The organism is Hymenobacter cheonanensis (genome assembly GCF_030581075.1).
Taxonomy (GTDB): Bacteria; Bacteroidota; Bacteroidia; order Cytophagales; family Hymenobacteraceae; genus Hymenobacter.
The window spans coordinates 220,177-243,324 of sequence record NZ_JAUQSW010000008.1 but is presented as its reverse complement, the minus strand read 5'-3'; the positions used below and the strand labels follow the sequence as shown (position 1 = coordinate 243,324).

Here is a 23,148-nt window from a genome sequence, read left to right as displayed (position 1 = left end):
CTTACCACCAGGCTTTAAATGGTTTGTACTCTTCCAAGTTCAACAGATGCTTGGTCAGCTTATAGCATTCCAGCTTTACTAAATGCTGATAGCTCACCGGCCGCCCCAAGCCCCGGTGTAGGATTGTTTCCTTCATGCGCTCTTCAAATACGCGCACAAACGTCTTACGTCCAGACTCTTTCAGCAGGCAGCCGCCCACGGCGGCCTCGAAATCCTTGGGCTGAATCTCCTTCTTATTGACCAACCGGAAGATGGTACGGTCCACGAGCAGGGGCTTGAAAATCTCGGCCAGGTCCAGCGCCAAAGAGAAGCGGCGATGGCCCGGCTCGTGCAGGAAAGAAATGGTAGGGTTGAGCTGCGTATGGTAAATCTGCGACAGACAGGCCGCGTAGCAGAGCATATTGCCGAAGCTCAGCAGCGCGTTCAACTCATTTTGCGGCGGTTGCGTGCTCCGCGTGCCGAAGGTGAAACCCGGCACCTTTACCAACTCTTCGTAGCAGGTGTAGTAGGTCTGCCGGATATTGCCTTCGTAGCCCATGATTTCGGGCACCGTTGTAGCATGCGGCAGCGCCGATACGTACAGTTCCATCTGCGCAAACTGGGCGGCCACATCGCGGCCCCGACTCTGGTAGTAGCGCAAGTTTTTGAGTAGGTTAAAAGCCGCGCCCTCCACCAGCTTGCGCGCTAGCACTAGGCGCTTCTTGCGGCTCATATAGTGGCCAGTCTGCGCCACCTGCACCTTGCCGGCTAGCAGGTACTCCTTGGCCATAAAAGAGCCAGTATAGTGCTCGTAGTAGTCGAAGAAATGCACCGACACCCCGTTTTTACCTAGGAAATTGTATAGCGCCGAGTTGGCATCGAGCGAGCCAAACACATAAAGGTCAGCTACATCGGCCACGGGTAGAAAGCGTGTCTGCCCTTCCCCGCCTTCTTCATCGTAGGCCGTGTATTTGAGTGTATTATCCTGCCGACTCAGCCGGCCCGGATTGAACAGGTAGTACGTTTTTTTCACCGCAGATTTAAATAGATTTAATTGATTTCACAGACACGCCCGCCTACAGCAGGCTGACTAGGTTTTTAGGCAGATTACTCAGCTGCGGATACAGGTAGGTAAGCAGTTGCCTACTCTTTTAAGCAGGCTATTCGTGCACGTAGCAGAACTCGTAGTAAGCGCACTGCTTGCAAAAGGGCTTGTCAATAATTGGTGGACACTGCGCACGGGCCACTACCTCGGCCACACCAGCTTCCCAGGCCTCGATGTCGGCCCGGTCCTGCTCGGTCAATATCACTTCCTGAGTTCGGCGCAGCTTTGGGTACTCCAGCACGCCCGTGGGGCCAGCTACGCCGTGCTGCTCCAGCACCCGCAGGTAGTATTTGAGCTGCGCCACGCTGGCTTCTTCCAGCTTCTGGCTGCGCTTGATTTCGTGCACCACCTTATCCACCGGGTCGTAGAAGTCAATCTTGATGCCGCCCAGCTGCACCTCCCGAAACCGCCGCGCCCGCTGCGGGTAGGCCGACAGGTGAAGCAGCGTGCCGTCCTGCACATGCTCGTTGTCCTGCTGAAAGCTCAGCCCGCTGGCAAACAGCCACAGCTTGCGGTGGCAGATGTGGTAGTAGTTGATGTGCTTGCCAGTGATGTGCATGGGTTAGGTGATTACGGCTGTTTAAGAAGTCTATTCGTCTTCTGGGCTCGGCGCTTTATCAAAGCGTAAGCCATGTAATGAGTCGTAGTAATCGGCCTTTACCGTCCAGATTATTTCCCGCTCCTGGCTAATATGAATACCTACTTCTACCAGCTTGCCGGCTTCCTGTGCCCGTCGAAAATCGTAAACCGGTATGGTGATAGCATGAGGAAGTGCCCATTCTCGAAAGGCGAACGAGTTAGCGAAAACTACCGGGTCGCCCTCCCCCAAAAGCGCGGAGAAGTTAGTGGACGCATATACTACTTTCTGAGGACCAATATCACGGCTTTTCCAGGTGGGCGTTTCTTCGTCGTCCTGCTCAGTTTCGGCTTTTGGTAGCAGGAGCCAATTGGCCACTACAGCAGTTTCCAACGCCCTACGATTAGCCCATATTTCGGTGGTTTCTTCGGCTACTTTAGGGTATAGCTCGTTCACTAAATCCACTAAGCGCCGGGCTGAATACTCACCCGCTGTTAATTGAGCGCCTGCCTGGTCGAGCACTGCGCTGCTTAACCAGCCCTGACCTTGCCGATAATGACCATAGGGAGCAGGATAAAAATCTGTTGTACCTTTTTTGTCGGTTTTCTGAGGCGTTACCAAGTGTAGCTCGCCTACTACCTGTTGTTTTTTGTCGTACCGGTCCCGAAACCGTGATAAACGGCCTGCTCGTTGGGCTAATCGGTCGGTCGGGCATAAGTCAGCCACCATTAGGTCGGCACTTATATTGACGCTCAACTCCCCGATTTGGGTCAGGATGGCTACGCCAGTAGGATTGCTGCTTTTCCAGGCCTTGGGGCCAAGCATGGCTAATAGTCGGCCCTCGACTTCATTTTTATCCGGCTCGGTGAACCGTGAGTGGTAAAGGACCACGGGGTACTTCATATCCGGCCGTTGAAACCAGTCCCAGTAGGCTTGTGCCCGCCCCACGGTATTGGCATAAATGATAAGCGGCTCACCATTCAGCCCCCGTTCCAGCAGAGTTGTAAGGTCGGTTGGGTGTTCAGCTGGCCCGGCCCGATGAAGCCGAAAACGAGTGCGTTCGTAGTCGGTCAGGTCTTCCCATATTTTGGTGGCCCGCAGGCCCGAGAGTGCATAAAGTTCTAAGGCCGATGCGGGAAGCGTAGCACTCATTAGCAGCACCGGCACTCCCAATAGCCGCAGCGCCCGTAGCAGCACCACCATATTGCGCTGCGTAAAATCGTCGTAGAAATCGGCTTCATCAATCACGACGCACGCATGGGCGAGGTTCCAAAAAGTTGCGTGGTGGTCTTCGCGGGTAGCCGTCAGCGCCAGGCAAAGCTGGTCAATCGTCGTGACGGTAGTGGGCGTTTCAAGTAGCCGGGCGTAGTCGAGTTCCTTCTTCCATGCCGCCGCTGGCTGGCCCTGCCCGCGCTGTTCCTGCTCGCGTTGCTGAACCACAAACCAGGCACTGGAGTGATACAGACCGGTACTACTCAGGGTTTCGGTGGTACTGATGTACAAGGCATTGGCAGTGAAGCGTGTGGGCATAGCCCACACCAGCCGGTCGGCGCGGCCTGTCGTGATTTGCCGCCGTGCCCACAAGAGGGCCGCGTCGGTTTTGCCAGCGCCAGTAGGAGCCCGCAACAGCGCAAACGGCTCGTCCCAAAAATGCGGAATCAAGGTTTGAACACCGGTTTGGGTGTCCCAGGGAAATTTATAGCGAAAGGCACTCAGCTGCGGCACCGCTGGCGCAGCCGCACTCCGATGCGCTTCACGGGCACTGGCGCGGTGGTCGGCCAGCCGTAGCACCGCCCGCAGGCCGCCGTATTCGTAGCGCCGGGCAATGGCTTGGTCAAAATCAGCGGGGCGGTCTGGCCGTAACTCGGCACTGAGCGGTAAAAATTGCTCGTACCAGAAAGGCTTAAAAGCTGGGTCGTCGGCCCACCGTTTTTGGTAGCGAAAGCCGAGTTTGCCGTGGTGCGCCGCCACGGCGACATACGTAAGCTTTGGCGGCCACTCATTACGCACATTGCGCATTTTCACCAGCGAAGCAAATTCGTGGCGCACCCCACTTTTTTGTAGGTGCAGGCCCTGTACCTTTCCGGTTTGCTGCGCCTGCTCGAAATCTTGGCGGCAAGCCTGCTGCCAGGCTGGATGTGCTTTTCCTTCGTCGTGCCAGCGGGCGCAGGCATCGGCTAGCGCCAGTAGATTGTGCCCTGTCCTAACGGCGTATTTATAAATCAGAAACGGCCGGGCCGCTAGCACGTGCGCGGTTTCGTCGCGCACGTGCTGCGTATGGGCAGCTAGGGTCGTTCCGTCGGGTTTAGCCAGCAGTTCCATAGGGCCAACGGTCAGAAGAGATTTGCTTGCTATTTGGCGGCTTTTTCGGGCTTCGTGCTTTTTTCAAAGTCTGCCGTAGTTTGCACGGCTGCGCCAGGAGCGGGGTCAAAAAGGTCATTACTGGCCAAGAACTCCTGCGCTTTCTGGTAGGCTGTAGCGGTGCTGTCGCCGCTTTCGGCGGTGTCGTCGCCCAGAAAGTACGTGGCTCCCCGTGCTGCTAGCTCGGCCAGAATATTGCGCTGTTCGGCGGCAGTCGCTTTAAAGTAGCGGCTCGCCTTGCGCGACAAGCGGGTATCGAACACCAATAGTACTTGCTGCGGCTCGCCACTGGTAGCATTGCGGGCTTGGTTGGCGTAGTCGGTCAGGGCGGCGGTGGCTTCCAGCGCCAGCCGGATGCGGCGCTTGCGCTCGGCTTCGCTGATGTGGCGCACGTATTCCGTGCGCACGTGCAATTCCTTTTCGTAGCTGAACCGCTTGCGGATGCCTACGGCGCTCACATCCACAAAGAAGCTCATCAGCATCGTGTCGTCCTGCGAGAACTCGCGGGTGGCCACGGCCTGCCCTCGGGAGTCGCCCTCTGCTTCCATTTTGAGGCGAATCAGCAGGTCGCGGCCAATGCTACTCGACTCCAGCGCCACCGCTGGCGTGGCCGAAACCGGTGCGGTGCGCCGCCCCGAATAGGTTTCCTTCGACGTTTGCAGGAACCCTCCAAGGTCGGCCCGTAGGTCGGTTTCTACCACGTTGGTGACGCCGTCGCCGTTCGAAACGTAGGTCTGGCCCCGGCCTTCGTCGTCGGCATTGAGCCGGTCGAGGGCCGAAAACAGCGCGTGGCGCTGCATCTGGCCCGAAATATACACGCGCCCATCGGGCCGCCGCTTGATGGACGACGCATTACCCAGCAGCTTTTCGCCCGCATTGGCGATGTGGTCGCTCATGGGGGCCAGCATCGTAACGAGAATACCTTTAATAATCATGGGAAAGAAAGAAGAGGGTGAATTATTAGTTATCAATTGAATGGTCGTAATCTTCGGTCGCCTGCGGTTCACTGTCGGTGCTGCCAGCTGCTTTCACTTCGTCCACAACAGCTTTGCTTTTGCCCACGCTACGCAACCGCATGTAGGAAATCAGCAGGTGCTTAGCCTGCTCATGGGTAATCTCCCCGGTGTTCGCGGCATCGATAAAGCGGCGGGCCTCGTCGGGCGCTTCATCCAGCGACATTCGCCCGGCCTGGGTGAGCACCTGCGAAATCATGGCTTCGGGCGACTTGGCGCTCAGGGCGGCGCTTTCCAGCACGACCAGGATTTTTGCCTTTCCCTCCTTCATTTGCTGGTCCTTGCCTTTTTTCTTAGAGGGAAAGTCTTCGGCCTCGGCCTTGGCCTCAAAATAGGCCGTGCGGTTCAGCCAGCGCCCAAGCTCGCCGGCCGACGCTACAATTTCAGGTTTCATGGTGCGGAAATATTCAGTGAAAAGTGGTTCAATCTCAGCGGCGTATTCGGCCCGGAAGGCCATAAAATCAATGAAGGCTGCCGTGGTAAAGCTTTGCAGAAAGCGGCCCGCAATCAGGCAGAAGGTTTTGAATTCCGGCTTGCCAAACGGGGTTCCGGGCTTACCGGCTTCGGAATAAAACTGGGTGCCCAGGTACAGCGAATCCACGATGCTGGTCAGGTCGTGGTCCAACGCCAGGCGCGTAGTATGGTGGTCGAAGCGTACTTGATTTATCTGCTCGTAGGAAATAACGTGCAGCGGTTGCCCGGCTAGGGTAGCCAGCACCGCCCGGCCCCAGCCATGTTGCTTAGTGCGCCGCGCCCAGCGCCCGATAGCCCCAAGTAGCCCCACCGGCCCAAATGCACCTGCATCGCGGGGCGCATCAGGATAGTTGCCCGAGTGTAGGCGCGGCCGGCGAAACTCCGACGCCGCGGGTTTTGCTGCTTTGCCGGTTGCCTTAGGGGCCGCCATCACGGCAAGCGGCCGCTCCTTGGTGCACATCAAGTCGGCGGTTTCCTGCCCTAACATTTCTTCAAAAACCGCTATAAACTCTCGCAGCTGTGGCAGGGACAAATCGGGAATAATAACCGTATTTACCCCCGGCCAGGCGGCGGGTTTTAGGTGCGTGACGGTAGTAATAACGGCGCAGGCTGCTTCTAACAGGGTGCCCGGCGGTGGACTCTGTGAGGCCGTACCGTTGTTTATTTTGGCAGTAGTCGGTGCAAAAGAGCGGCTGAGGGTGAACGTGGCCGACAGGGGTGTGCTGCCTTGCAGTAGCTTGCTAATCTCTTGGGCGTTGCGAAAAGTATCCTTTGCACCGCCATCAGTTGTTACCAGCGTGGGAAACAAGTAGATGCCTTGTGCCGCTAGCCCCGCCGACTGCACTAGCTGAGGCTTGTCAGCAAGTTCACCTAGCTTAATCGACTCGAAGCGCAGCACTTTATCATGCAGCGAGTTATTCCAAGTGCGCATCCTAAACTTCCCCAAGCCAGCTTCAATAGCCCGCACCAAAGCGGTGCGCAAGGCTGCCTCCGTTACCGTTTCGGGCAGTTGAGCTAAGTAGGCGGCGACTGCCAATCCATAGCGAGGATAAGAGTGTAGTAGCTGCGCGCTCAGTTCCTCTAACACTAAACCATTCGCTTCCGCAACAGGGGCAGATAGCGCCGGGATGAGCGCCGTCTGGCTGGGGCTGCCAAACAGTTCCGCTTGGCCCGCCGGTGCAACAGTAGGTTTCTTATTCATGCCAATCAAGTTCAATCCAGCCATCATTGGAGCCTAGATAAAGCGGTGCCGCTGGGTCAGCAATGGCCGCCCGCAGGACTTCAGCCAGCGCTGGAGAAGTTTCGATGCCCACCCGATAAGGCCCTTGCGGCTCCACATAGCCGCGCAGCGTCGGGCTGGAATAGTATTGCGGAAAGTAGGGCCGCAGTACAGTAATGCTTACTTCGTCACCTTCCTGAAAGTCAGCCAGGACTTCCGCACCCTTGCGGGCCTTTGCTGCGTCGGAGGTAGTGACGAGCCCGCCCCGCTTGGCATTCATGAAGGGAATAGCCTGCGCATCATAGTTGCGGCTGCCATCCACAAACGTTTTTCCTTTCAGGTGCTGTGTCCATAGGTCGTCGTAGTAAAGCAGCGGTGGCACCACCAACACACCAAATCGCACATGCCATTGCAGTAGGCTGCGAAACCCTACGCCTGAAGCCTGGGCTTTATGCTTGTGCTTTTTCTCTAGGGTCTTGATAAGCTGATTGCGCTCCACCTCGCCTAGATGCCAGCCCAGCGCATTTTCCAGCGCACCCAAAAGCATTGCCTGCGTTGGTTCAGATTGGCTGGCGTAGTACTTGCCCGGCATCTTTGCCACCATTGACAAGGGTGACAGAGCGCTTATTTCCAGTATACCACGAGCTGTATAGTCAGGTGGAGGCAGCAGTAGGTCAAGTGGCAGATTATCCATAAACAGTCGGTTTATTTTTGTAGATTCAGGGTATGACGACCTCACCGGAAAATTCGCAGCCCTCGGAGTCCAAGTCGCCGATGACCTCGGAGAACTCCGATATTACCTCTGCCGCGCCTAGCCTCCACAACTCTTTTCAGGGACCGGGTGCCGAGGATGCCTGGCGGCGCTTACGGGCCACGCGGGGCAACGTGGTAAGCTGCGAGGAAATGATACGCCGGGCGCAGGAGCAAGCCGCCGCCAAGAAGAAGTAGCTACTCCAAGCACCCGCAGCCGATGCCCGTGGAGTGGCCTACCCCCACACACCAGGCGAAGCGCAGCTGTTCGGCCGTGCCCGATACCAGCACCGGGCACACGCTGGCTTTGCAGCGGATGGCTTTGTAATCGAACCACTTGGTTTTGGCCGTGGCGATGTAGGCCGGGTCGAAGCGCACGGTGGCCCCCGCGTCGTCCAGGCCGGCTTTGCGGAGCTTGTGGCGCAGGGTTTCGGTGAGCAGCTCGTCGGCACGAGGGTTGCCGGGCAGCAGGTGGTTGGCGGGCTTGCCCTTTTCTACCTCGTCCTTGATGAACACCGGGCTGAGGACGCGGAAGTGCCGCTCGCCGGCCTCGAAGTCGGGCACGGTCTGGATGCGGGCATCGCGCACGACCAGGCCGTGGTCGAGGCCGGGCTTGCTGATGACGCCGGAAATGATTTCGTGGATAACGGCCGGGTCGTGGGCTGCGATGCTCCAATGCGCTCCTTGCTCGAAGCGCAGGCCACCGCGGGTGCCCCGGCCGCCGCGCAGCCACGAAAATGAGTACAGGGACAGGCCATCGTGCAGGTTGGGGTTGTGGCCCGTCCAACGGTGAAATGCCCCTTTTAAAGCTGGCAGATGGTCGAAGGTGACCACCGAGGGAGCATCCAGGTAGAGGTGGAGTCGCAAGGGAATCTAGCTAAAGTTATTAGGAGAGGTTTTGCCATTATCATTAGCGCTGCAAGGTAGTGGGCCGGCCGCAGTATTTTTATTCTCCATAGAAAATATTTTTCAATTATCCAGCCCTTCGGTAATGGGCACAATGCGGGCAAGTTACTGGCCTAGGCGGGCGAATTGGCCCGCAGGCGGCACCAGCGGCACTGGCCGCAGCCGGGGTTGAACTCATGGCGGCGGATGGCCGCGTCCACGGCCCGGATTTGGGCCAGCACCGTCGCCTCATCGGCCGGGGTGGCCGCCACCTGGCGGCGCACGAACTGCGGGGGCTGGCCGGCCGCCTGCACTGGGCGCAAAAAATCGAAGGTAACGGAGGCCGCCGCGTAGGGCTGCTCAGGGTCATGGGCCAGCAGTAAGCGGTAAAAGATGCCCTGCCGCCAGTAGTCGCCGCCGCGCAGGGCGGGGTCGGCGAGCCACTCGGCCAGCGAGGCGGTAGCGGCTTCGGGCGGCGCGGGGCGCAGCTTCGCGGCGGCGGCAGTCGGGTTGCCGGTTTTGTAGTCCAGCACGTCGCCGTGGTGGCCGTCGGGGTGTAGGTCGAGGCGGTCGAGCGTGCCCACCAGGGGCAGCCCGCCGGGCAGCTCGGCTTGCACGCGGTACTCGACCAGGGAGGTGGGGCGGGCGCGGGGCTGGGCCTGCGCCCACCAAGCCCGTAGCAGCTCTGGCCCGGCGTAGAACAGCCGCTGAAACGCCAGCCCCAGCACTTCAAAGCGGGCCCGCGTAAACTGCTGCCGGAACAACTCGACTAGCTCGTCGGCTGGCCCGAAGCCCGCACCAGGCCGCTGCCCGGCCTGCTGGAAAAATTGCTCCAGCGCCCGGTGCACGGCTGCACCAAACAGCAGCTTCTCGTGGCGGGGGGCGGGCACGCGCAGGATTTGCTCGTAGTAGCAGGCCACAGGGCAGGCCAGGTAGGCGTTGAGCACCGTAGCGCTCAGCGTGAAGTCGGCCAGCAGCTCGTCGAGCAGTGCCGCATCGGGCAGGGGGGCGGGTGGTGGTGGCAGGGCCAGTTCGGCCTGGTGGGCGGCGGCCAGCACGGTGGGGGCTACCGTTACCTCAGTCAGGGCTAGTCCTTGCTGGTGCAGCTCGTCCACGAACTCGCAGGGGGCCAGCTCCTTGCCGGCCTCGTCATACGTAGCCCAGCACACGGTGAGCTTTGCCTGGGCGCGGGTCAGGGCCACGAAAAAAAGGCGGCGGGCCTCTTCGCAGTCGGCGGCTTCGCCGGGGGGCGCGGCCAGAGCGGGGGGCAGGCGGAAGCCCCGGTCGGCGGGCTTGCGCCGCCAGGCCGTTTGCTGGCAGCCCAGCAGCCACACCTGCTCCCACTCCAGGCCCTTGGCGCTGTGGGCCGTGAGCAGCTCCAGCGGGGCCACGCCGCCTTCGGTGCCCGGTTCCAGCGGCAGCCCCTCGCGGGTGGCCGCCAGCGTTTCCCAGGCGGCCAGCAGCTCGGCTACGCCAGCTGCCCTCATCCGGCGGGCCTCGCTCCGGCCCCAGCGCAGCAGGGTGCGCGCCTCGGCCAGCAGCTGCGCGGGCTGGGTAGCCTGGGTTAACCCAACTGGTAGCAAGGTACTCAGCACTACGCGCTCCAGCAGGGCCGGCAGCGGCAGGGTGGCGGCGGCCTGCACCCAGCCATCGAGCAGGGTCAGGGCGTAGCTCAGGGCCGGGCGGCCGGCATCGGAGAGCGGGGGCTGCCCGGGTGAGGTCGCCAGCAAGTCGAGGTCGGTGAGCGCGGTATCGGCCCATAAGCGCCAGCTCTGCACAGGCCGGCCGGCGGCGGCAGCCAGGCGGCGGTGGTACTGATGCCCGATGGCCAGGCGGGCCAGGTCGGCCGGGGGCACGGCAAAAAGGGTCAGGTGCAGCAGCTCGAACAAAGCCGCGTCAGCGTCCAATTGACCGTGGGGGTGCAGGGCAGCGGCCAGGTAGCGCAGTACAGCGTGCAGGCTCTGGGCCAGCGGCTCGGCCAGCACGTTTACGGCCCGGCGGCGGCGAAAAGGCACCCCGGCTGCCTGCAGCAGCCCGGCCAGCTGGTCGAGCTGGCTGTGGGTACGGGCCAGCACGCCTACCCCACCCGCCGGCCACGGCCCGTCGCGGTGCAAGGCGGCGAGCTGAGCGGCTACGTCGGCCGCCTCGTGCAGCGGGGTGGCGTAGCGGTGGAGCCGGGGCGGCTGGGTGAGCGCGGCAAAGTGTGGGTGCCGCGCCAGTAGCTGCTTGGCCGGCAGGCCTGGTAGTCGTCCCACCAGCCGCTCCCGGTTACAGCTAATGAGGGCTTGGGCGGCGGCCAATACCGGGCCCGACGAACGATAATTTTCTTCCAGCACCACCACGCCAGCCTGCGGGTAGCGTTTGGCAAAGTCGAGCACGTTGGTCACGCTTGCCCCCTGAAAGCGGAAAATACTCTGGTCGTCGTCGCCCACTACCAGCAGGTTGGGCACCGGCCCGTCGCCGGCCAGCAAATACAGCAGGCGGCTCTGCGCCCCATTGGTGTCCTGAAACTCATCTACCAGCAGGTGCTGAAAACGCTCCTGGTAACCCAGGCGCAGCAGCGGGTGGTCGCGGAGCAGGCCGCTAGCCCAGGCCAGCATATCGTCGTAGTCGAAGCGGCGGCGGGCGGCCAGCCCGGCCTGGTACTGCTCAAATAAGCCCATGGCCGCCGCCGAGCGCTGTAGGCGAGCGGCTTCCTCGGCCACCTTGTGCAGATTGGCGTCGCCCGGCTGCACGCCTTGGGCGCGCAGGGCGGCAGGTGGGTTTTTGTAACGGTAGGCGGGGTTTTGGGATAAGCCCAGGCGGTGGGCAGCCAGCGCGGTCAGCAGTTCGGCAGGTGCCCAGCCCTCGCGCTTCATGGCTTGGAACAGCTGCCGCAGGTGGGGCAGGTCGTAGTAGGCATCGCCCAGGTCGCGGCGCAGCGCGTGGCCGGCGGGCAGCGCATCGAGCAGCTCGCGCAGCACCGCATCGGCTTCCTGCTCAGAGGCCGGTTCCAGGTCATGATAACCCAGCTGGTCGGCATTTTCCTGGATGATGAGCTGCCCCAGGCTATGAAAGGTGTGGATGGCCACCCGGTGTGCGATGGGGCCGACGCAACGCAGCAAGCGTTGGCGCAAGTTGCGGGCAGCCGCGTCGGTGTAAGTCAGGCACAGGATTTCCTCGGGCGGTGCAACCAATTGCCCCAATAGCCAGGCCACGCGAGTGGCCAGCAACTGCGTTTTGCCGGTGCCGGGGCCGGCCACTACCAGCAGTGGCCCTGCGGGGTGCATCACAGCCTGGCGCTGGCACTCATTGAGGCGGGTCAGTTCGGCCACCAGGGCAGGAGATAGTGAGGTTAGCTCGGCAAGGGTGAGCATGAAAAACTAACTAGGTGGTGAGCGCTGCCGTTACCAGAGACTATTCCAGCAACCAGACGGCACTCACTTGTAGGCCAACTCTTTGCCAACATTACCTCTCCTTGTCTATCAATAGCTTAGCATCTTACGCACAGTCTCACCTTCTGCATTTTATGCCGTGCATTGCATAAAATGCAACACCGGCAACTTAAGTAAGCCGTTTTAGGAGCAGTATGCCCGACTGTATACCAATGGCCTTATCCAGTCGCCTGCCGATGTTGCCGCAGGTATTTAGCCACTACGCGCTCGTCTACGTCGAGCAGCCGGGCAGCCTGACGCTTCACGCCGCCGCAGCGGGCCACGGCCCGTGCCACATAGGCGGCCGTGGCGGCTTCCAGCGTACCCAAGGCAAACTCCTCCCCTATCCCACTAGGTAGCAGCCGGCGGGGCAGCTCGGTAGGCGGTACTGGCTGGCCCGGCTCGGCAAACACGTAGAGCGTTTCCACCAGGTTTTCCAGCTCGCGCACATTGCCCGGAAAAGGATAGGCCAGTAGTCGCTGCCGGGTTTCGGGGGCTAAGACCAGTGGGGCCGGGCGGCGCAGGCTCCGCTGCTTGGCCGCTACCAAGAAACCGAGCAGATGCTCCCGTTCGGCCAAGGGGTAGTCGCGCAAAGTAGGTAGCTCCAACTCGGCCACGGCCAGGCGGTAGTACAAATCCCAACGGAAGCGGCCTTGCTGGCAGCGCTCCTCCAGATTGGTGTGCGTAGCAGCCACTACGCGCACATCTACGCGCCGGGGCTGGCCGCCCACTGGCTGAATCTCGCCTTCCTGCAACACCCGTAGCAGCGCCAATTGCGTAGCCGGACTGATATCCCCGATTTCATCGAGCAGCACGGTTCCGCCATCAGCGAGTTCGAATAAGCCCTTGGCATCTTCCGTAGCCCCCGTGAATGCTCCTTTTTGGTGGCCAAACAACCGGCTCTCCAGCGTCGACTCGGTAAGCGCGGCGCAGTTGAGGGCCAAAAAAAGCTGTCCGGCCCGTGCTGACTGCTCGTGCACAGTGCGAGCCAGATGCTCTTTACCAGTGCCACTCTCCCCGCGTATCAGCACCGTCACCTTATCGGTCTGCGCCACCTGCCCCGCCCGACGGTATACGCTGGCTAGCACCGGCAGCGCCAAGAAAGCGGGCACAGCAACCGGCTCTGCACTAGGCAGCAGGGCCGGGTGGCCCTTTACGCGGCGGGCCGCCCGCAGGGTAGCCCCTGGTGCTTCGCTGGCCGTGCGCGTGGCCACTTGCTGCTCCCGAATGATGGCTGAAACCGGGGCAACCGACTGTGCTACCTCCAGTTGTAGCAGCTCGGGCTGGCCGCCGGGGCCAAAGCGGGCGGCCCGCGTCTGCACCAGGTGGGTGTGCAGCCCTAGGGTAGTGTGAGCAATGTACCAGGCCAGCTGCATCACACTGGTACCGGGCGAAAAGTATAGCGTCAACTCGTCGCCAGGGCGTTGCAGCAGCCACGTTTCGACCTTGTCTTTTACTTCGCGCAGACTGATGATATCCCGCACCGGCAGCAGTTCTATTTGTATTACCCGGCCAGGATGCCGACGCAATAAGTCAGCCAGCAGCCGCTCCGCGAGGTTCTCCTGGCGTGCTTCGGCATACAGAATAATGTGTTCATCGTACTCGCCAACCGCGTAGAAATGCCGATGAAACTGCACCGTGGGACCAGTTTCGTCCACGCCCACAAAGGCGTTGTTTTCCCCCCGAATAAAGTCATGGCCGTAAGCCAGCCACGAAACTAATACATGTGCCATAGTGAGCACGAAGAAACGGCAACAGCGCTAAACCTAGCCGCAGCCCCCTTACCCATCAGCAGCAATTAGGCATCCGCAGTATACTTGGGAAGTGTTGCCCCAACATACCAGGAGGTGTTCATAGTGGTTGCTAACTTGAGGCATGGCTTATCTGCTGACAGCCTTGCAGTGGGCGCGCATCGCGCCGGCCAGGTCGGGCGGGCACGAGCGGGGGCCGCGGCCAGGACAACCGCCGCTTTGTAGGGGCCGTGCTTGGGCTGGCTCGCACCGGCTGCCGGTGGCGGGCCTTGCCGGCTGAGTGGGGCGACTAGCCCACCACGTACCCCCGCTTCCAGCACTGGGCCGCGTCCGGCGTGTGGGCCTGGGTGCTGGCGGCTGCGCAGCAAGACCAGGCCGCGCACACGCTGCTCGTCAATTCGCCTACCGTACGGGCGTACCAGCACGCGAGCGGGGCGCGAGCCCTGGGGCGCCGCCGCCGCGGCTTGACCAGCAAGCTGCCCGTGGCCGCCGCGGCGCGCGGACGGCTGGGGCGTTGTGGCCTGAGCGCGGGGCCGCGCCACGATGCGCCGCAGGCCTTGCCCCTGCTCGATGGCCTGGCCCCGGCCTACGGGGTGGCTGACCGGGGGTACGCTTCCGACCCGCTCGTGGCCGCGCTGGCCGCCCGTGGTAGCTGCGCCGTGATTCCGCCCCGGCGCAAGCGCCGTCTCCCGCGGGCCTATGATACGGCCCGCTACGCACAGCCCCACCCCGTCGAGCGGCTTTTCAGCCGGTTAAAGCAGTTTCGGCGCGTGGTCACGCGCAATGACAAACTCGCCGCGCATTTTTTGGCCTTGGTTCACTTGGCGGCGACTGTCCTTTGGTTGCGTGACTGCTAACACTTCCTGGTACCTGGTAAAGAGCCGCTCCCCCGGCGTTAGTACTTGGTCGGCCAGGCCGCTGAAAGTAACCGGGCTGGTGCCGGGCGCCAGGCTGCCCGAGTTGGCCAAATCCCCACTAGCTTCCAGCGCCCCGGTGCTCAGGTCGAGGGTACCGGCATTGGTGAGGGCGCCGCCCGCCTGGTTGCTGAAACCGCCCGTGCCCACGCAGAGGGTGGCGCCAGGCTACACGGCAACGAGCGTGCCGACATTGCATAAATCCTGTGCCCGGCAAGGGCGCCCTAGAAGCATCAGTGGGCCCAAAAAAAGTAAAACTTGTTTCATAGGCATTGAGTAAGAGAACGATGCAGCTGTTAGCTGGTGCCCAAAAGTAATTTTGGGCAGCTGCATAATTGTTGTGATATGAATTTTTATTTTCACTTTTCCAGTAGCGCCTGTCAATCTAATCCTGGTAGCCACGCAAGTGACTACCGCAGTGCTAACCGATGCACACCGCCAGCCCGGCCAGCGCTTCCTCTCCAAAAGGGTGGCAGATTTTAAGAGCAGATTGACTTCTGAGCTAGTCGGAGCTGGCCGGAGCAAAACCGCCCTGGCACTGTTAAGAAGGCCGATAAGCCCATTCAGAAAAGTATAGGCACAAAAAAAGGCCGCGCCACCCGGCACGACCCTTTCCAAACCCGGACGCAGCGAGAATTCCCACCCAGCGCTGGTCCGTGGCTCCAACCCAGGGGCTAGTGCCGGAACAAAAGTTCACGGTACTTTACCAGGGGCCAGTCCTCATCAGCCACAAGCAGTTCGAGCTTGTCGGCCGCGCGGCGAATGGCCGCGAATTTTTCCTTCACCGTGTCGCAGTACGCAATGGCACGCTCGCGGGCATCTTCAATCTTGTTGGCCACCTTGCGGGCTTCGGTCATGGCATCAACCGTTGTTTTAATGGTCGACACGTAGCGCGAGATGGATTTAATCATCTCCACCGTTACCTGGCTGTTCTCATCGTCGAGGCCGAGGTCGCGCAGGCCGCGCACGTTCTGCACCAGCTTGTTTTGGTAGGCTAGCGCCGTCGGAATCACGTGGTTAACGGCCAGGTCGCCGAGCACGCGGCTCTCAATCTGGATTTTCTTGGTGTAGTCTTCCAGCAGGATTTCGTGGCGGGCGTGCAGCTCGGTGTGCGACAAAATGCCGTGGCGGGCAAACAGCTCGGCCGCGTCGTCGCGGGTCATGGCATCGAGGGCTAGCGGGGTGGTGGGCACGTTGGCCAGGCCCCGGCGGGCGGCCTCCTCCTTCCACTCGTCCGAGTAGCCGTTGCCTTCGAAGCGAATGTCTTTCGACGAGATAACGTAGCTGCGCAGCACGTCTACGATGGCCACTTCCTTCTTCTTGCCCTGGGCAATCAGCTCGTCAACTTCGGTTTTGAAGTCGATAAGCTGGTCGGCCACGATGGCGTTGAGCGTGGTCATGGCCGACGAGCAGTTGGCGCTGGAGCCCACGGCGCGCAGCTCAAACTTGTTGCCGGTGAAGGCAAACGGCGAGGTGCGGTTGCGGTCGGTATTGTCGAGCAGGATGGCCGGAATCTTATCGATACCCAGCTTGAGGTAGATGTTGTCGCCCTTGTCGAGCGGCAGCTTGGCGGTGCGCTCCAACTCGTCGAGCACGCCGTCGAGCATCGAGCCCAGGAACACCGACATGATAGCGGGCGGCGCTTCGTTGGCACCCAGGCGGTGGTCGTTGCTAGCCGAGGCGATGCTGGCGCGCAGCAGGTCGCCGTAGCGGTGCACGGCCTTCACCGTGGTGATGAAGAAGGCCAGGAATTGCAGGTTCTCTTTGGGGCGGCGGCCGGGGGCTAGCAGGTTCACGCCGGTGTCGGTGCTCATTGCCCAGTTATTATGCTTACCCGAGCCGTTGACGCCGGCGTAGGGCTTCTCGTGCAGCAGCACTTTGAAGTTGTGCTTGAGGGCCACGCGGTCCATCACATCCATCAGCAGCTGGTTGTGGTCGATGGCCAGGTTGGCATCCTCAAAAGTAGGAGCGCACTCGTACTGGTTGGGCGCCACCTCGTTGTGACGGGTGCGCAACGGAATGCCCAGCGCGTTGGCTTCCTCCTCAAACTCAAACATGAAGGCGTGCACGCGGGGCGGAATCGAGCCGAAGTAGTGGTCTTCGAGCTGCTGGCCCTTGGCCGGCGCGTGGCCGAAGAGCGTGCGGCCGGTCATCACGAGGTCGGGGCGGGCGTCGTAAAGCGCCTTGTCAACCAGAAAATATTCCTGCTCGATGCCCAGCGTGGTGTTCACGCGCTGCACGTCTTTATCGAAATACTGGCACACATCGACGGCGGCCTTTTCGAGCACGGCCAGCGATTTCAGCAACGGAGCTTTGTAATCGAGCGCTTCGCCGGTGTAGGCCACAAAAATGGTGGGAATGCACAGCGTTTTGGCGCCTACCGTTTCGATGATGAAAGCGGGCGAGGTGGGGTCCCAGGCGGTGTAGCCGCGGGCCTCGAAGGTGTTGCGGATGCCGCCGTTGGGGAACGACGAGGCATCGGGCTCCTGCTGCACCAGCGCCGAGCCTTTAAAATTCTCAATCGGCCGGCCGTCCGAGTTCAGGTCGAAGAACGAGTCGTGCTTTTCGGCGGTGGCGCCGGTGAGGGGCTGAAACCAGTGCGTGTAGTGCGTGGCACCCTTGGCCATGGCCCAGGTTTTCATGGCCGAAGCAACGGCATCAGCCACATTACGCTCGACCGGCGTGCTGTGCTTGATAGCTCCCTGCAGCTTCTTAAAGTATTCGCCGGGCATGTTGGCCCGCATTGCTTCCAGGTTGAACACGTTTTGCCCAAACGAGTCGGAACGGCGGTGGGCCACTGGCTTTACCGTCAGCGCCTGGCGCTGGTCAACTAGTTCAAGAGCTTTAAAGCGGAGAATGGCCATGAAATGATTGGTGGGTATCTGATTTCATGGCAAAAATACGAAAGCGCTGCTAATTTTTCGTAGATACCCCCTCTATTTGACGCATTTCCTAGGCAAACAGCCTAAAATAGTCGGTCAAGGGGTTGTATCAACCAACCAAGCTTTTTTAGTTTGCCGACCAAAAACGTTTCTAACGTACTCAGCGCGTAGCTTCTATCCTACCCCGGCGCGGCCGCCGCCCAAGATAGCGACGTAATGACCCACCCGGATTAAATTTTCAATCTCAGTACTATGCTCCAATCCCACCGGCCCGGCTGGCAGGGGCCAGCAGGCCCTGACCAGTAGCTTTGCGGCATGCTAGCCTCCTTGCTTGCCCGCTTTCGCCAGTTTCGCCGCCAGCGCCGGCAGCAGCGCCAGGTGCTGGCCCTGAGCCGCACCGATGCGGCGGCGCTGGCCACCCAGGCCGCGCCCGATGCCCGGCGGGTGCTGGTGGTGCGCAACGACTCCATCGGCGACTACCTGCTGTACCGGCCCTGGCTGCGCCGCCTGAGCGCCGAGGTGCAACGCCGGGGCCAGCGCCTGACCTTACTGGCCAATGAGCTATGGGCTCCCCTAGCCAGCACTTGGGACGGCGATTTATTCGCAGAAGTCATTCCGTTTCAGGCCGGCCGCTTTATGATGGACCTGGCTTACCGGGCCGATATTCTGCGCCAGGTCGGCAGCCGGGGCTTTGGCGAGGTCATTTATCCCCTACACGTGCGCGAGGCGGCGGTGGAAAACTTCATCCGCTTTATGAAAGCGCCCGTGCGAGTGGCCAGCCAGGGCGAGCACCGCACCGGGCCGTGGTTTGAACTCCTCGACGCAGGCTACACCCGGCTGCTGCCCAGCACCCGAGCCGTGCTGTTTGAATATGACCGCAACCGGGAGTTTTTTGAAAACTGGCTAGGGTCGGCGGCTGGGCTTTTGCCTGCGGAGGCTGCCCCGCTAGCCCTGCCAGCGGCCCTAACGACTGCCGCCGCGCCTGCTACTCCTTATATAGTGCTCTTCCCCGGCGCCAGCGCCAAGCAGAAGCGCTGGCCCACCGGGCACTTTGCGCAGCTAGCCCAGGCGCTGCACAAAGAGGTGAGTGGGCACTACCAGTTGGTGCTGGCCGGCAGCCCGGCCGATGCTACCTTGGCCCGCCAAATTGAGCAGGCAGCCGGGGCGGCGGTGCCGCTCCTCAACCGCTGCGGGCAAACCGACTTGCCGGGCCTGGCCGCGCTGGTAGCGGGGGCTAGCCTGCTTATAAGTAATGACACGGTGGCGGCCCACCTGGCGGCCCAAGCCGGCACGCCCGGCCTGGTGCTGCTGATGGGCGAGAACTACGGCAAGTTTTTCCCTTATCCGCCGGCTTTGCTGCGGGCGCCGTGCCGCTGCCTGTTTCCGCCCAGCCAGGAAGTGCGGTTTGCCCAGGGCGATTTCAGCCCGCCCGCCCACGACCCCGACCTGAGCCAGCTGGCGCCGGCGCGGGTGCTGGCGGCGGCCCGCGAGCTACTAGGCCTGGGGTAGGCAGCCGGCGCGGCCGTATCTTTGTGGGCTTATGACTCCCCAAACCGTTGCCTTTTATACGCTGGGCTGCAAGCTCAACTTCTCCGAATCGTCGGCCCTGGGCCGGCAGTTTGAGGAGCGCGGCGTGCGCCGCGTCGAGTTTGAGCAGGGCGCCGACGTGTACGTCGTGAATACCTGCTCCGTTACCGACCACGCCGACCGCAAGTGCCGGCGCGTGGTGCAGCAGGCCCGCAAGCACAACCCCAATGCCTTCGTGGCCATCGTGGGCTGCTACGCGCAGCTCAAGCCCGAGGAAATTGCCAATATTCCGGGCGTGGGCGCCGTGCTGGGCGCGGCCGAAAAGTTTCGGCTGGCCGAGATTCTGAGCGAGCTGGAACTGCCGGAGCCGGGCGCGGCGGCCGGGCCGGGCCGGGTGTTTGCCTCGCCCATCAGCGAGGCGCACGAGTTTCACCCGGCGCAGTCGCTGGGCGAGCGTACGCGCACCTTCTTGAAGGTGCAGGATGGCTGCGATTATTCGTGCTCGTTCTGCACCATTCCGCTGGCGCGGGGGGCTAGCCGCTCGGGCAGCGTGGCCTCGGTGGTAGCGCGGGTGGAGGAGCTGGCTAGCCAGGGTGTGCAGGAAGTAGTGCTCACGGGCGTGAACCTGGGCGATTTTGGTATTCAGGGCCCCGAGCGTGAGCGCCGCGAAAACTTTACCCAATTGGTTGAGGCCTTGGATAAGGTGGAGGGTATGCGCCGCTACCGCATCAGCTCGTGCGAGCCCAACCTGCTCACCGACGAGATTATCCAGACCGTGGCGGCCTCGCGGCGCTTCATGCCCCATTTCCACCTGCCGCTGCAAAGCGGGTCGGATAAGATTCTGGGCCTCATGCGCCGCCGCTACCGCCGGGCGCTGTACGCCGACCGCGTGGCCCGCATCAAGGAGCTGATGCCGCACGCCGGCATCGGGGTTGACGTGATAGTGGGCTTTCCGGGCGAAACAGAGGCCGATTTTCTGGAAACCTATCAGTTCCTCAACGAGTTACCCATCAGCTACCTGCACGTGTTTCCGTACTCGGAGCGGGCCAACACGCTGGCCCCGACCCTGGCCGGCCGCGTGCCCGAGCGCGTGCGCACCGAGCGCACCACGCAGCTGCGCAGCCTCTCGGAAAAGAAAAAGCGCGCCTTCTACGAGCAGCATGCAGGCTTCGAAACCGAAGTGCTGTTTGAAGACGACGTGACCGATGGCCGGGTAGAGGGCTACACGCCCAATTACATCCGGGTGGCGGCTAAGTACGACCCGCTGCTGGTGGGCGAAATTCGGCCGCTGCGCCTCACGCAGGTCAATGCCCTTGGGCTGATGGAGGCCGAGGAAGTTGGCATATTAGCTCTATAAGCGGCTTGCTAGTCAAATAAAAAGCCCGGTGCTACCAAATGGTAGCACCGGGCTTTTTTGCTTTATACATTTTTCTATCGGCCTTGTAGCACGGCTACTAGCTGCTGCATAAGCGCCTGCTGCTCCAGCAGGTGCTGGTTGCGCTGCTCGGCCAGGGCTAGCTGGTGCTGCAAGTACTGCGTTTGCAGGGCTACAGTGAGGTAGGCCGGGTCGGGCGCGGCGGCGGGCGGCGGGGCAGTGGGGCCTGGGGCAACTACGGCGGGCGGCAATGCGACTACGGCAGGCAGCGGGGCAGCGGCAGCTTCTACGGGAACCGGAGCAGGCGGCGGCGCTACGGACGGAGCAGGTAACTCAACCGGGGCCGTGGGGGCAGCAAACAAGTCAGCTTCTGGCTGTGCAGGTGAGGGAGCCGGGGAACCGGCAGTCTCGGGATGACCAAAAGCATCAGTTTTCAACATAGGGCCCACGCCTTCCATTAGCCAGTCTTTTGATACATTTGGATACATCTCAAAAACCTTGCACAACAGGTCGTAACCTGGTTTATTACGCTCATCCACCAAATGTTGAATGACAGTTGCGGTCTTATCCAGCGACTGCGCGAAGGCATTTTTACTCAATCCCAAATGCTGAATAAGTTGGGTAAAGCGCTGGCCGATGGATGAGGGAGTGGGCATTTGCACAAATGGAAAGTTTTGCAAATGTATAAACGCCTGCGTTAAGTTAATTCTATTCAGCGCGAGCCTGGCAGCAGATTGCCGGGTGCTAGCCCCGGCCGCAGGCTGGCATAGGGAAACAGGTAGTCATCTGGCGGCGCCAGGGCCATTGCGGCGTGTGGAAACTCGAAGCTAGTGTATAGCACGAGCCCGCGCGCGGTGCAGGCGAACTCGCGGAGCGGTGGGCGGCGGGCCGGCCGCACTTGCCGCAGGGTATCGCTCCAGCCAGTGTAGTCGCGCACTGTGGCCCAGGCAGCGGGGGCGTCCTTGTACTCGCGCGCTACTTCTTTCTGATAGGCGGCCAGGCGGCTGTTGATGCGTGCGTGCCAGCGGCGGCGCAGGGCTAGCGTATCGGCCAGCAGGTCGGCCAGGGCTAGCCGGCGCCCGGTGCGCAAATCGAAGGTGGCGTGCCGGGTAGCCGCCCACGGATAGGCACCCGAGTACTCGGTGGTCAGGGCCAGCGACAGCACGTTTTTCTGGTTGTAGAGCACCTCGAAGCTGGTGCCGAATACTCCCACCTGGTTGTTGGCCTCATACTCAGCAACGGCCTGCCTGATGGCTTGTACGGCGGTGGGCCCGCGGGTGCCCTCCTGCTGCAAATCGCTAGGCAGCGTGGAGGTGTGGGGCACGGACTGACGTGCGCTGTCCTCCAAAAAATCGGTGAGCAGCAGTTGGGTCAGTACCGCATTGATGCGGCGGCTGGCGGCAGTATCGGGCAGCGTTACCTAGGGCACTTCGAAGCGCGCTGCCGGCAGCAGTTCCGTCACCGTGTTGATTTGCGCGCTACCGGCGGCGGGGGCCGCGCCGGGCGGCGGGGGCGCCAGGGCCTGCGTGCGCGTCACTACGGCCGCAACGTGGCTGGTATACCGCGCCGGCGCTTTTTCGCCATTCTTCGTGGAAGGAGAGCCACACCCGGCTAGCCCCAATTCCAACGCCCAGGCGGCGGCCAGCAGGGCCCGGCTGCCAGGCTTACTCATAGCGCAGGCTGTCGATGGGGTCGAGGGCAGCGGCCTTGCCGGCAGGGTACGAGCCGGCCAGTAAGCCTACCGAGATGCAGATGGTGAGCCCCACCCCTACCCAGCCCCAGGGCACCAGAAAGGATTTGCTGCCCGCCAGCACGGCCACGGCATTGCCGGCGCCCACCCCTAGCAGGATGCCGAACGTGCCCCCCAGCACACAAATCACAATGGCCTCCAGCAGAAACTGGAGCCGCACCTGCCGCGCCGTGGCGCCCAAGGCCTTGCGGATGCCGATTTCGCGGGTGCGCTCCGTCACCGATACCAGCATGATGTTCATGAGCGCGATGCTAGCCCCCAGCAGCGCCAGAAAGGCGATAATCCCGCCCGCCACCTGCATCTTGCCGGTGAGCGAATCGAGGGTGCCGGCCAGCGACTCGGGGCTTTCGATGTCGAACGAGTCTTCCTGGCCCAGGCGGTCGTTGCGCACGGCGCGCATCACGCCGGTGGCCTGGCTTTGCAGGAAGCCGAGCGAGGCAGCGGTGGGCGTGGCCGTTTTTACATCGTAAGTCAGGGCGCCGTTGCGGGGCAGCTGGTTGCCGGTTTCGAGGGGCACCAGCAGCAGGCGGTCGGCCCCGCCCCCACCGCCCATGGTGCTGCCGCTTTTTTCGAGCAGGCCCACCACCTGAAAGCGCTTGCCCAGGGCGTAGATGTAGCGGCCCACGGGGCTAGCCTGCGGAAAAAGCTTATCCTTCATTTCCTGGCCGATGATGGCCACGTTGGCCCCGGTGTTCAGCTCGGCCGGCGAGAAGGTGCGGCCCTGGGTGAGGGCGTAGCTCTGGATGCGCAGGTAGTTTTCGTCGCCGGCCACTACCTGCATGTTGGGATTAGTTTTCTGGCCCCCCGCCTTTATTTCGGTGGCCCCGCTGATGAAGGCCGACACGCCCACCACCGTGCCCGGCTCGCGGCGGGTCAACTCCTTTTTGTAGAGCGTGGCTTGCAAATAGCTCAGGGGCGGGTACTGCTTGCCCTGCACGCCGCCGCGCCGGAAGCGGTTATTGTAGCCCTTCGCCTTGATTTCGAAGGCATTGGCCCCGAGGCTGGCGAAGGTTTCGCCCAGCGAGTGGCGCATGGCATCAATGGCGGTGAGGATGCCCACCAGGGCCATGAGCCCGATGCTCACAATGAGCGCCGTGAGAATGGTGCGCAGCAAATTGCCGGAGATGGAGCGCAGCGCCTCGCGGATGTTTTCCAGAAAACTCATGGGTTGAT

At 61.8% G+C, this 23,148-nt stretch carries 19 protein-coding genes and 1 pseudogene; 5 read left to right on the top strand and 15 right to left on the bottom strand.

Going from position 1 to position 23,148, the window contains the following annotated elements; translation table 11 throughout:
* Position 1 precedes the first annotated feature (1 nt).
* From cas1b to Q5H89_RS16175, 6 genes are all read right to left on the bottom strand, one after another.
* A complete protein-coding gene (gene cas1b / locus Q5H89_RS16200) occupies positions 2 to 1,012 on the bottom strand; it encodes a type I-B CRISPR-associated endonuclease Cas1b (protein ID WP_305020386.1) in 1,011 nt (336 codons plus the stop codon).
* 127 nt (positions 1,013 to 1,139) lie between these two features.
* A complete protein-coding gene (gene cas4, locus Q5H89_RS16195; protein ID WP_305020385.1) occupies positions 1,140 to 1,643 on the bottom strand; it encodes a CRISPR-associated protein Cas4 in 504 nt (167 codons plus the stop codon).
* A 30-nt stretch (positions 1,644 to 1,673) separates the two neighbouring features.
* Positions 1,674 to 3,983, bottom strand: a complete 2,310-nt coding sequence (cas3, locus tag Q5H89_RS16190; RefSeq protein ID WP_305020384.1) for a CRISPR-associated helicase Cas3' — start codon at positions 3,981 to 3,983, stop codon at positions 1,674 to 1,676.
* A gap of 29 nt (positions 3,984 to 4,012) precedes the next feature.
* Complete coding sequence (cas7p, locus tag Q5H89_RS16185) at positions 4,013 to 4,957, bottom strand: type I-PGING CRISPR-associated protein Cas7/Csp1 (protein WP_305020383.1); 945 nt, start codon at positions 4,955 to 4,957, stop codon at positions 4,013 to 4,015.
* Positions 4,958 to 4,982: 25 nt separating this feature from the next.
* Positions 4,983 to 6,737: a hypothetical protein gene (locus Q5H89_RS16180; protein ID WP_305020382.1), complete on the bottom strand. Its 1,755-nt coding sequence runs from the start codon at positions 6,735 to 6,737 to the stop codon at positions 4,983 to 4,985.
* Positions 6,703 to 7,422: a hypothetical protein gene (locus Q5H89_RS16175; RefSeq protein ID WP_305020381.1), complete on the bottom strand. Its 720-nt coding sequence runs from the start codon at positions 7,420 to 7,422 to the stop codon at positions 6,703 to 6,705. The genes Q5H89_RS16180 and Q5H89_RS16175 overlap by 35 nt, the downstream gene beginning before the upstream one ends.
* Positions 7,423 to 7,454: 32 nt before the next feature.
* Between Q5H89_RS16175 and Q5H89_RS16170 the strand changes: the two genes are divergently transcribed.
* Complete coding sequence (locus tag Q5H89_RS16170; protein WP_305020380.1) at positions 7,455 to 7,676, top strand: hypothetical protein; 222 nt, start codon at positions 7,455 to 7,457, stop codon at positions 7,674 to 7,676.
* Here Q5H89_RS16170 and cas6 read toward each other — a convergent pair whose 3' ends face one another.
* The 3 genes from cas6 to Q5H89_RS16155 all read right to left on the bottom strand — a co-directional run bounded on the left by cas6 (position 7,677) and on the right by Q5H89_RS16155 (position 13,509).
* On the bottom strand, positions 7,677 to 8,345 hold the full coding sequence (cas6, locus tag Q5H89_RS16165; protein WP_305020379.1) for a CRISPR-associated endoribonuclease Cas6: 669 nt from the start codon (positions 8,343 to 8,345) through the stop codon (positions 7,677 to 7,679).
* 152 nt (positions 8,346 to 8,497) lie between these two features.
* Positions 8,498 to 11,719, bottom strand: coding sequence for an ATP-dependent helicase (locus Q5H89_RS16160; protein ID WP_305020378.1), 3,222 nt, complete (start codon positions 11,717 to 11,719; stop codon positions 8,498 to 8,500).
* A 236-nt stretch (positions 11,720 to 11,955) separates the two neighbouring features.
* Positions 11,956 to 13,509, bottom strand: a complete 1,554-nt coding sequence (locus tag Q5H89_RS16155; RefSeq protein WP_305020377.1) for a sigma 54-interacting transcriptional regulator — start codon at positions 13,507 to 13,509, stop codon at positions 11,956 to 11,958.
* A 203-nt stretch (positions 13,510 to 13,712) separates the two neighbouring features.
* Here Q5H89_RS16155 and Q5H89_RS23295 point away from each other — a divergent pair.
* Positions 13,713 to 13,820 (top strand): annotated as a pseudogene (locus Q5H89_RS23295) (IS5/IS1182 family transposase); the annotation flags it as partial.
* Positions 13,821 to 13,862: 42 nt separating this feature from the next.
* On the top strand, positions 13,863 to 14,384 hold the full coding sequence (locus Q5H89_RS23290) for an IS5 family transposase (protein ID WP_369810670.1): 522 nt from the start codon (positions 13,863 to 13,865) through the stop codon (positions 14,382 to 14,384).
* Here Q5H89_RS23290 and Q5H89_RS16150 read toward each other — a convergent pair.
* Positions 14,280 to 14,591 (bottom strand): hypothetical protein, encoded by a 312-nt coding sequence (locus tag Q5H89_RS16150; RefSeq protein WP_305020376.1) that lies wholly within the window; start codon positions 14,589 to 14,591, stop codon positions 14,280 to 14,282. The genes Q5H89_RS23290 and Q5H89_RS16150 overlap by 105 nt on opposite strands.
* Before the next feature lie 524 nt (positions 14,592 to 15,115).
* A complete protein-coding gene (locus Q5H89_RS16145; protein WP_305020375.1) occupies positions 15,116 to 17,305 on the bottom strand; it encodes a glutamine synthetase III family protein in 2,190 nt (729 codons plus the stop codon).
* A 333-nt stretch (positions 17,306 to 17,638) separates the two neighbouring features.
* Between Q5H89_RS16145 and Q5H89_RS16140 the strand changes: the two genes are divergently transcribed.
* Together Q5H89_RS16140 and mtaB are read left to right on the top strand one after the other, a co-directional pair.
* The gene (locus Q5H89_RS16140) at positions 17,639 to 18,832 is read left to right on the top strand and encodes a glycosyltransferase family 9 protein (RefSeq protein WP_305020374.1); all 1,194 of its coding nucleotides are present in this window, start codon (positions 17,639 to 17,641) and stop codon (positions 18,830 to 18,832) included.
* Positions 18,833 to 18,863: 31 nt separating this feature from the next.
* Positions 18,864 to 20,207, top strand: a complete 1,344-nt coding sequence (gene mtaB / locus Q5H89_RS16135) for a tRNA (N(6)-L-threonylcarbamoyladenosine(37)-C(2))-methylthiotransferase MtaB (protein WP_305020373.1) — start codon at positions 18,864 to 18,866, stop codon at positions 20,205 to 20,207.
* A 74-nt stretch (positions 20,208 to 20,281) separates the two neighbouring features.
* On the opposite strand, the gene Q5H89_RS16130 is transcribed toward mtaB, so the two are convergent.
* The 4 genes from Q5H89_RS16130 to Q5H89_RS16115 all read right to left on the bottom strand — a co-directional run bounded on the left by Q5H89_RS16130 (position 20,282) and on the right by Q5H89_RS16115 (position 23,140).
* Positions 20,282 to 20,476 carry a hypothetical protein gene (locus tag Q5H89_RS16130; protein WP_305020372.1) on the bottom strand — a complete coding sequence of 65 codons (195 nt, stop codon included), beginning with the start codon at positions 20,474 to 20,476 and terminating at the stop codon, positions 20,282 to 20,284.
* A 461-nt stretch (positions 20,477 to 20,937) separates the two neighbouring features.
* A complete protein-coding gene (locus Q5H89_RS16125) occupies positions 20,938 to 21,549 on the bottom strand; it encodes a hypothetical protein (protein ID WP_305020371.1) in 612 nt (203 codons plus the stop codon).
* Between the two features lie 96 nt (positions 21,550 to 21,645).
* The gene (locus Q5H89_RS16120; protein WP_305020370.1) at positions 21,646 to 21,897 is read right to left on the bottom strand and encodes a hypothetical protein; all 252 of its coding nucleotides are present in this window, start codon (positions 21,895 to 21,897) and stop codon (positions 21,646 to 21,648) included.
* Positions 21,890 to 23,140: an ABC transporter permease gene (locus tag Q5H89_RS16115; protein WP_305020369.1), complete on the bottom strand. Its 1,251-nt coding sequence runs from the start codon at positions 23,138 to 23,140 to the stop codon at positions 21,890 to 21,892. Before Q5H89_RS16115 ends, Q5H89_RS16120 begins: the two co-directional genes overlap by 8 nt.
* Positions 23,141 to 23,148 lie beyond the last annotated feature (8 nt).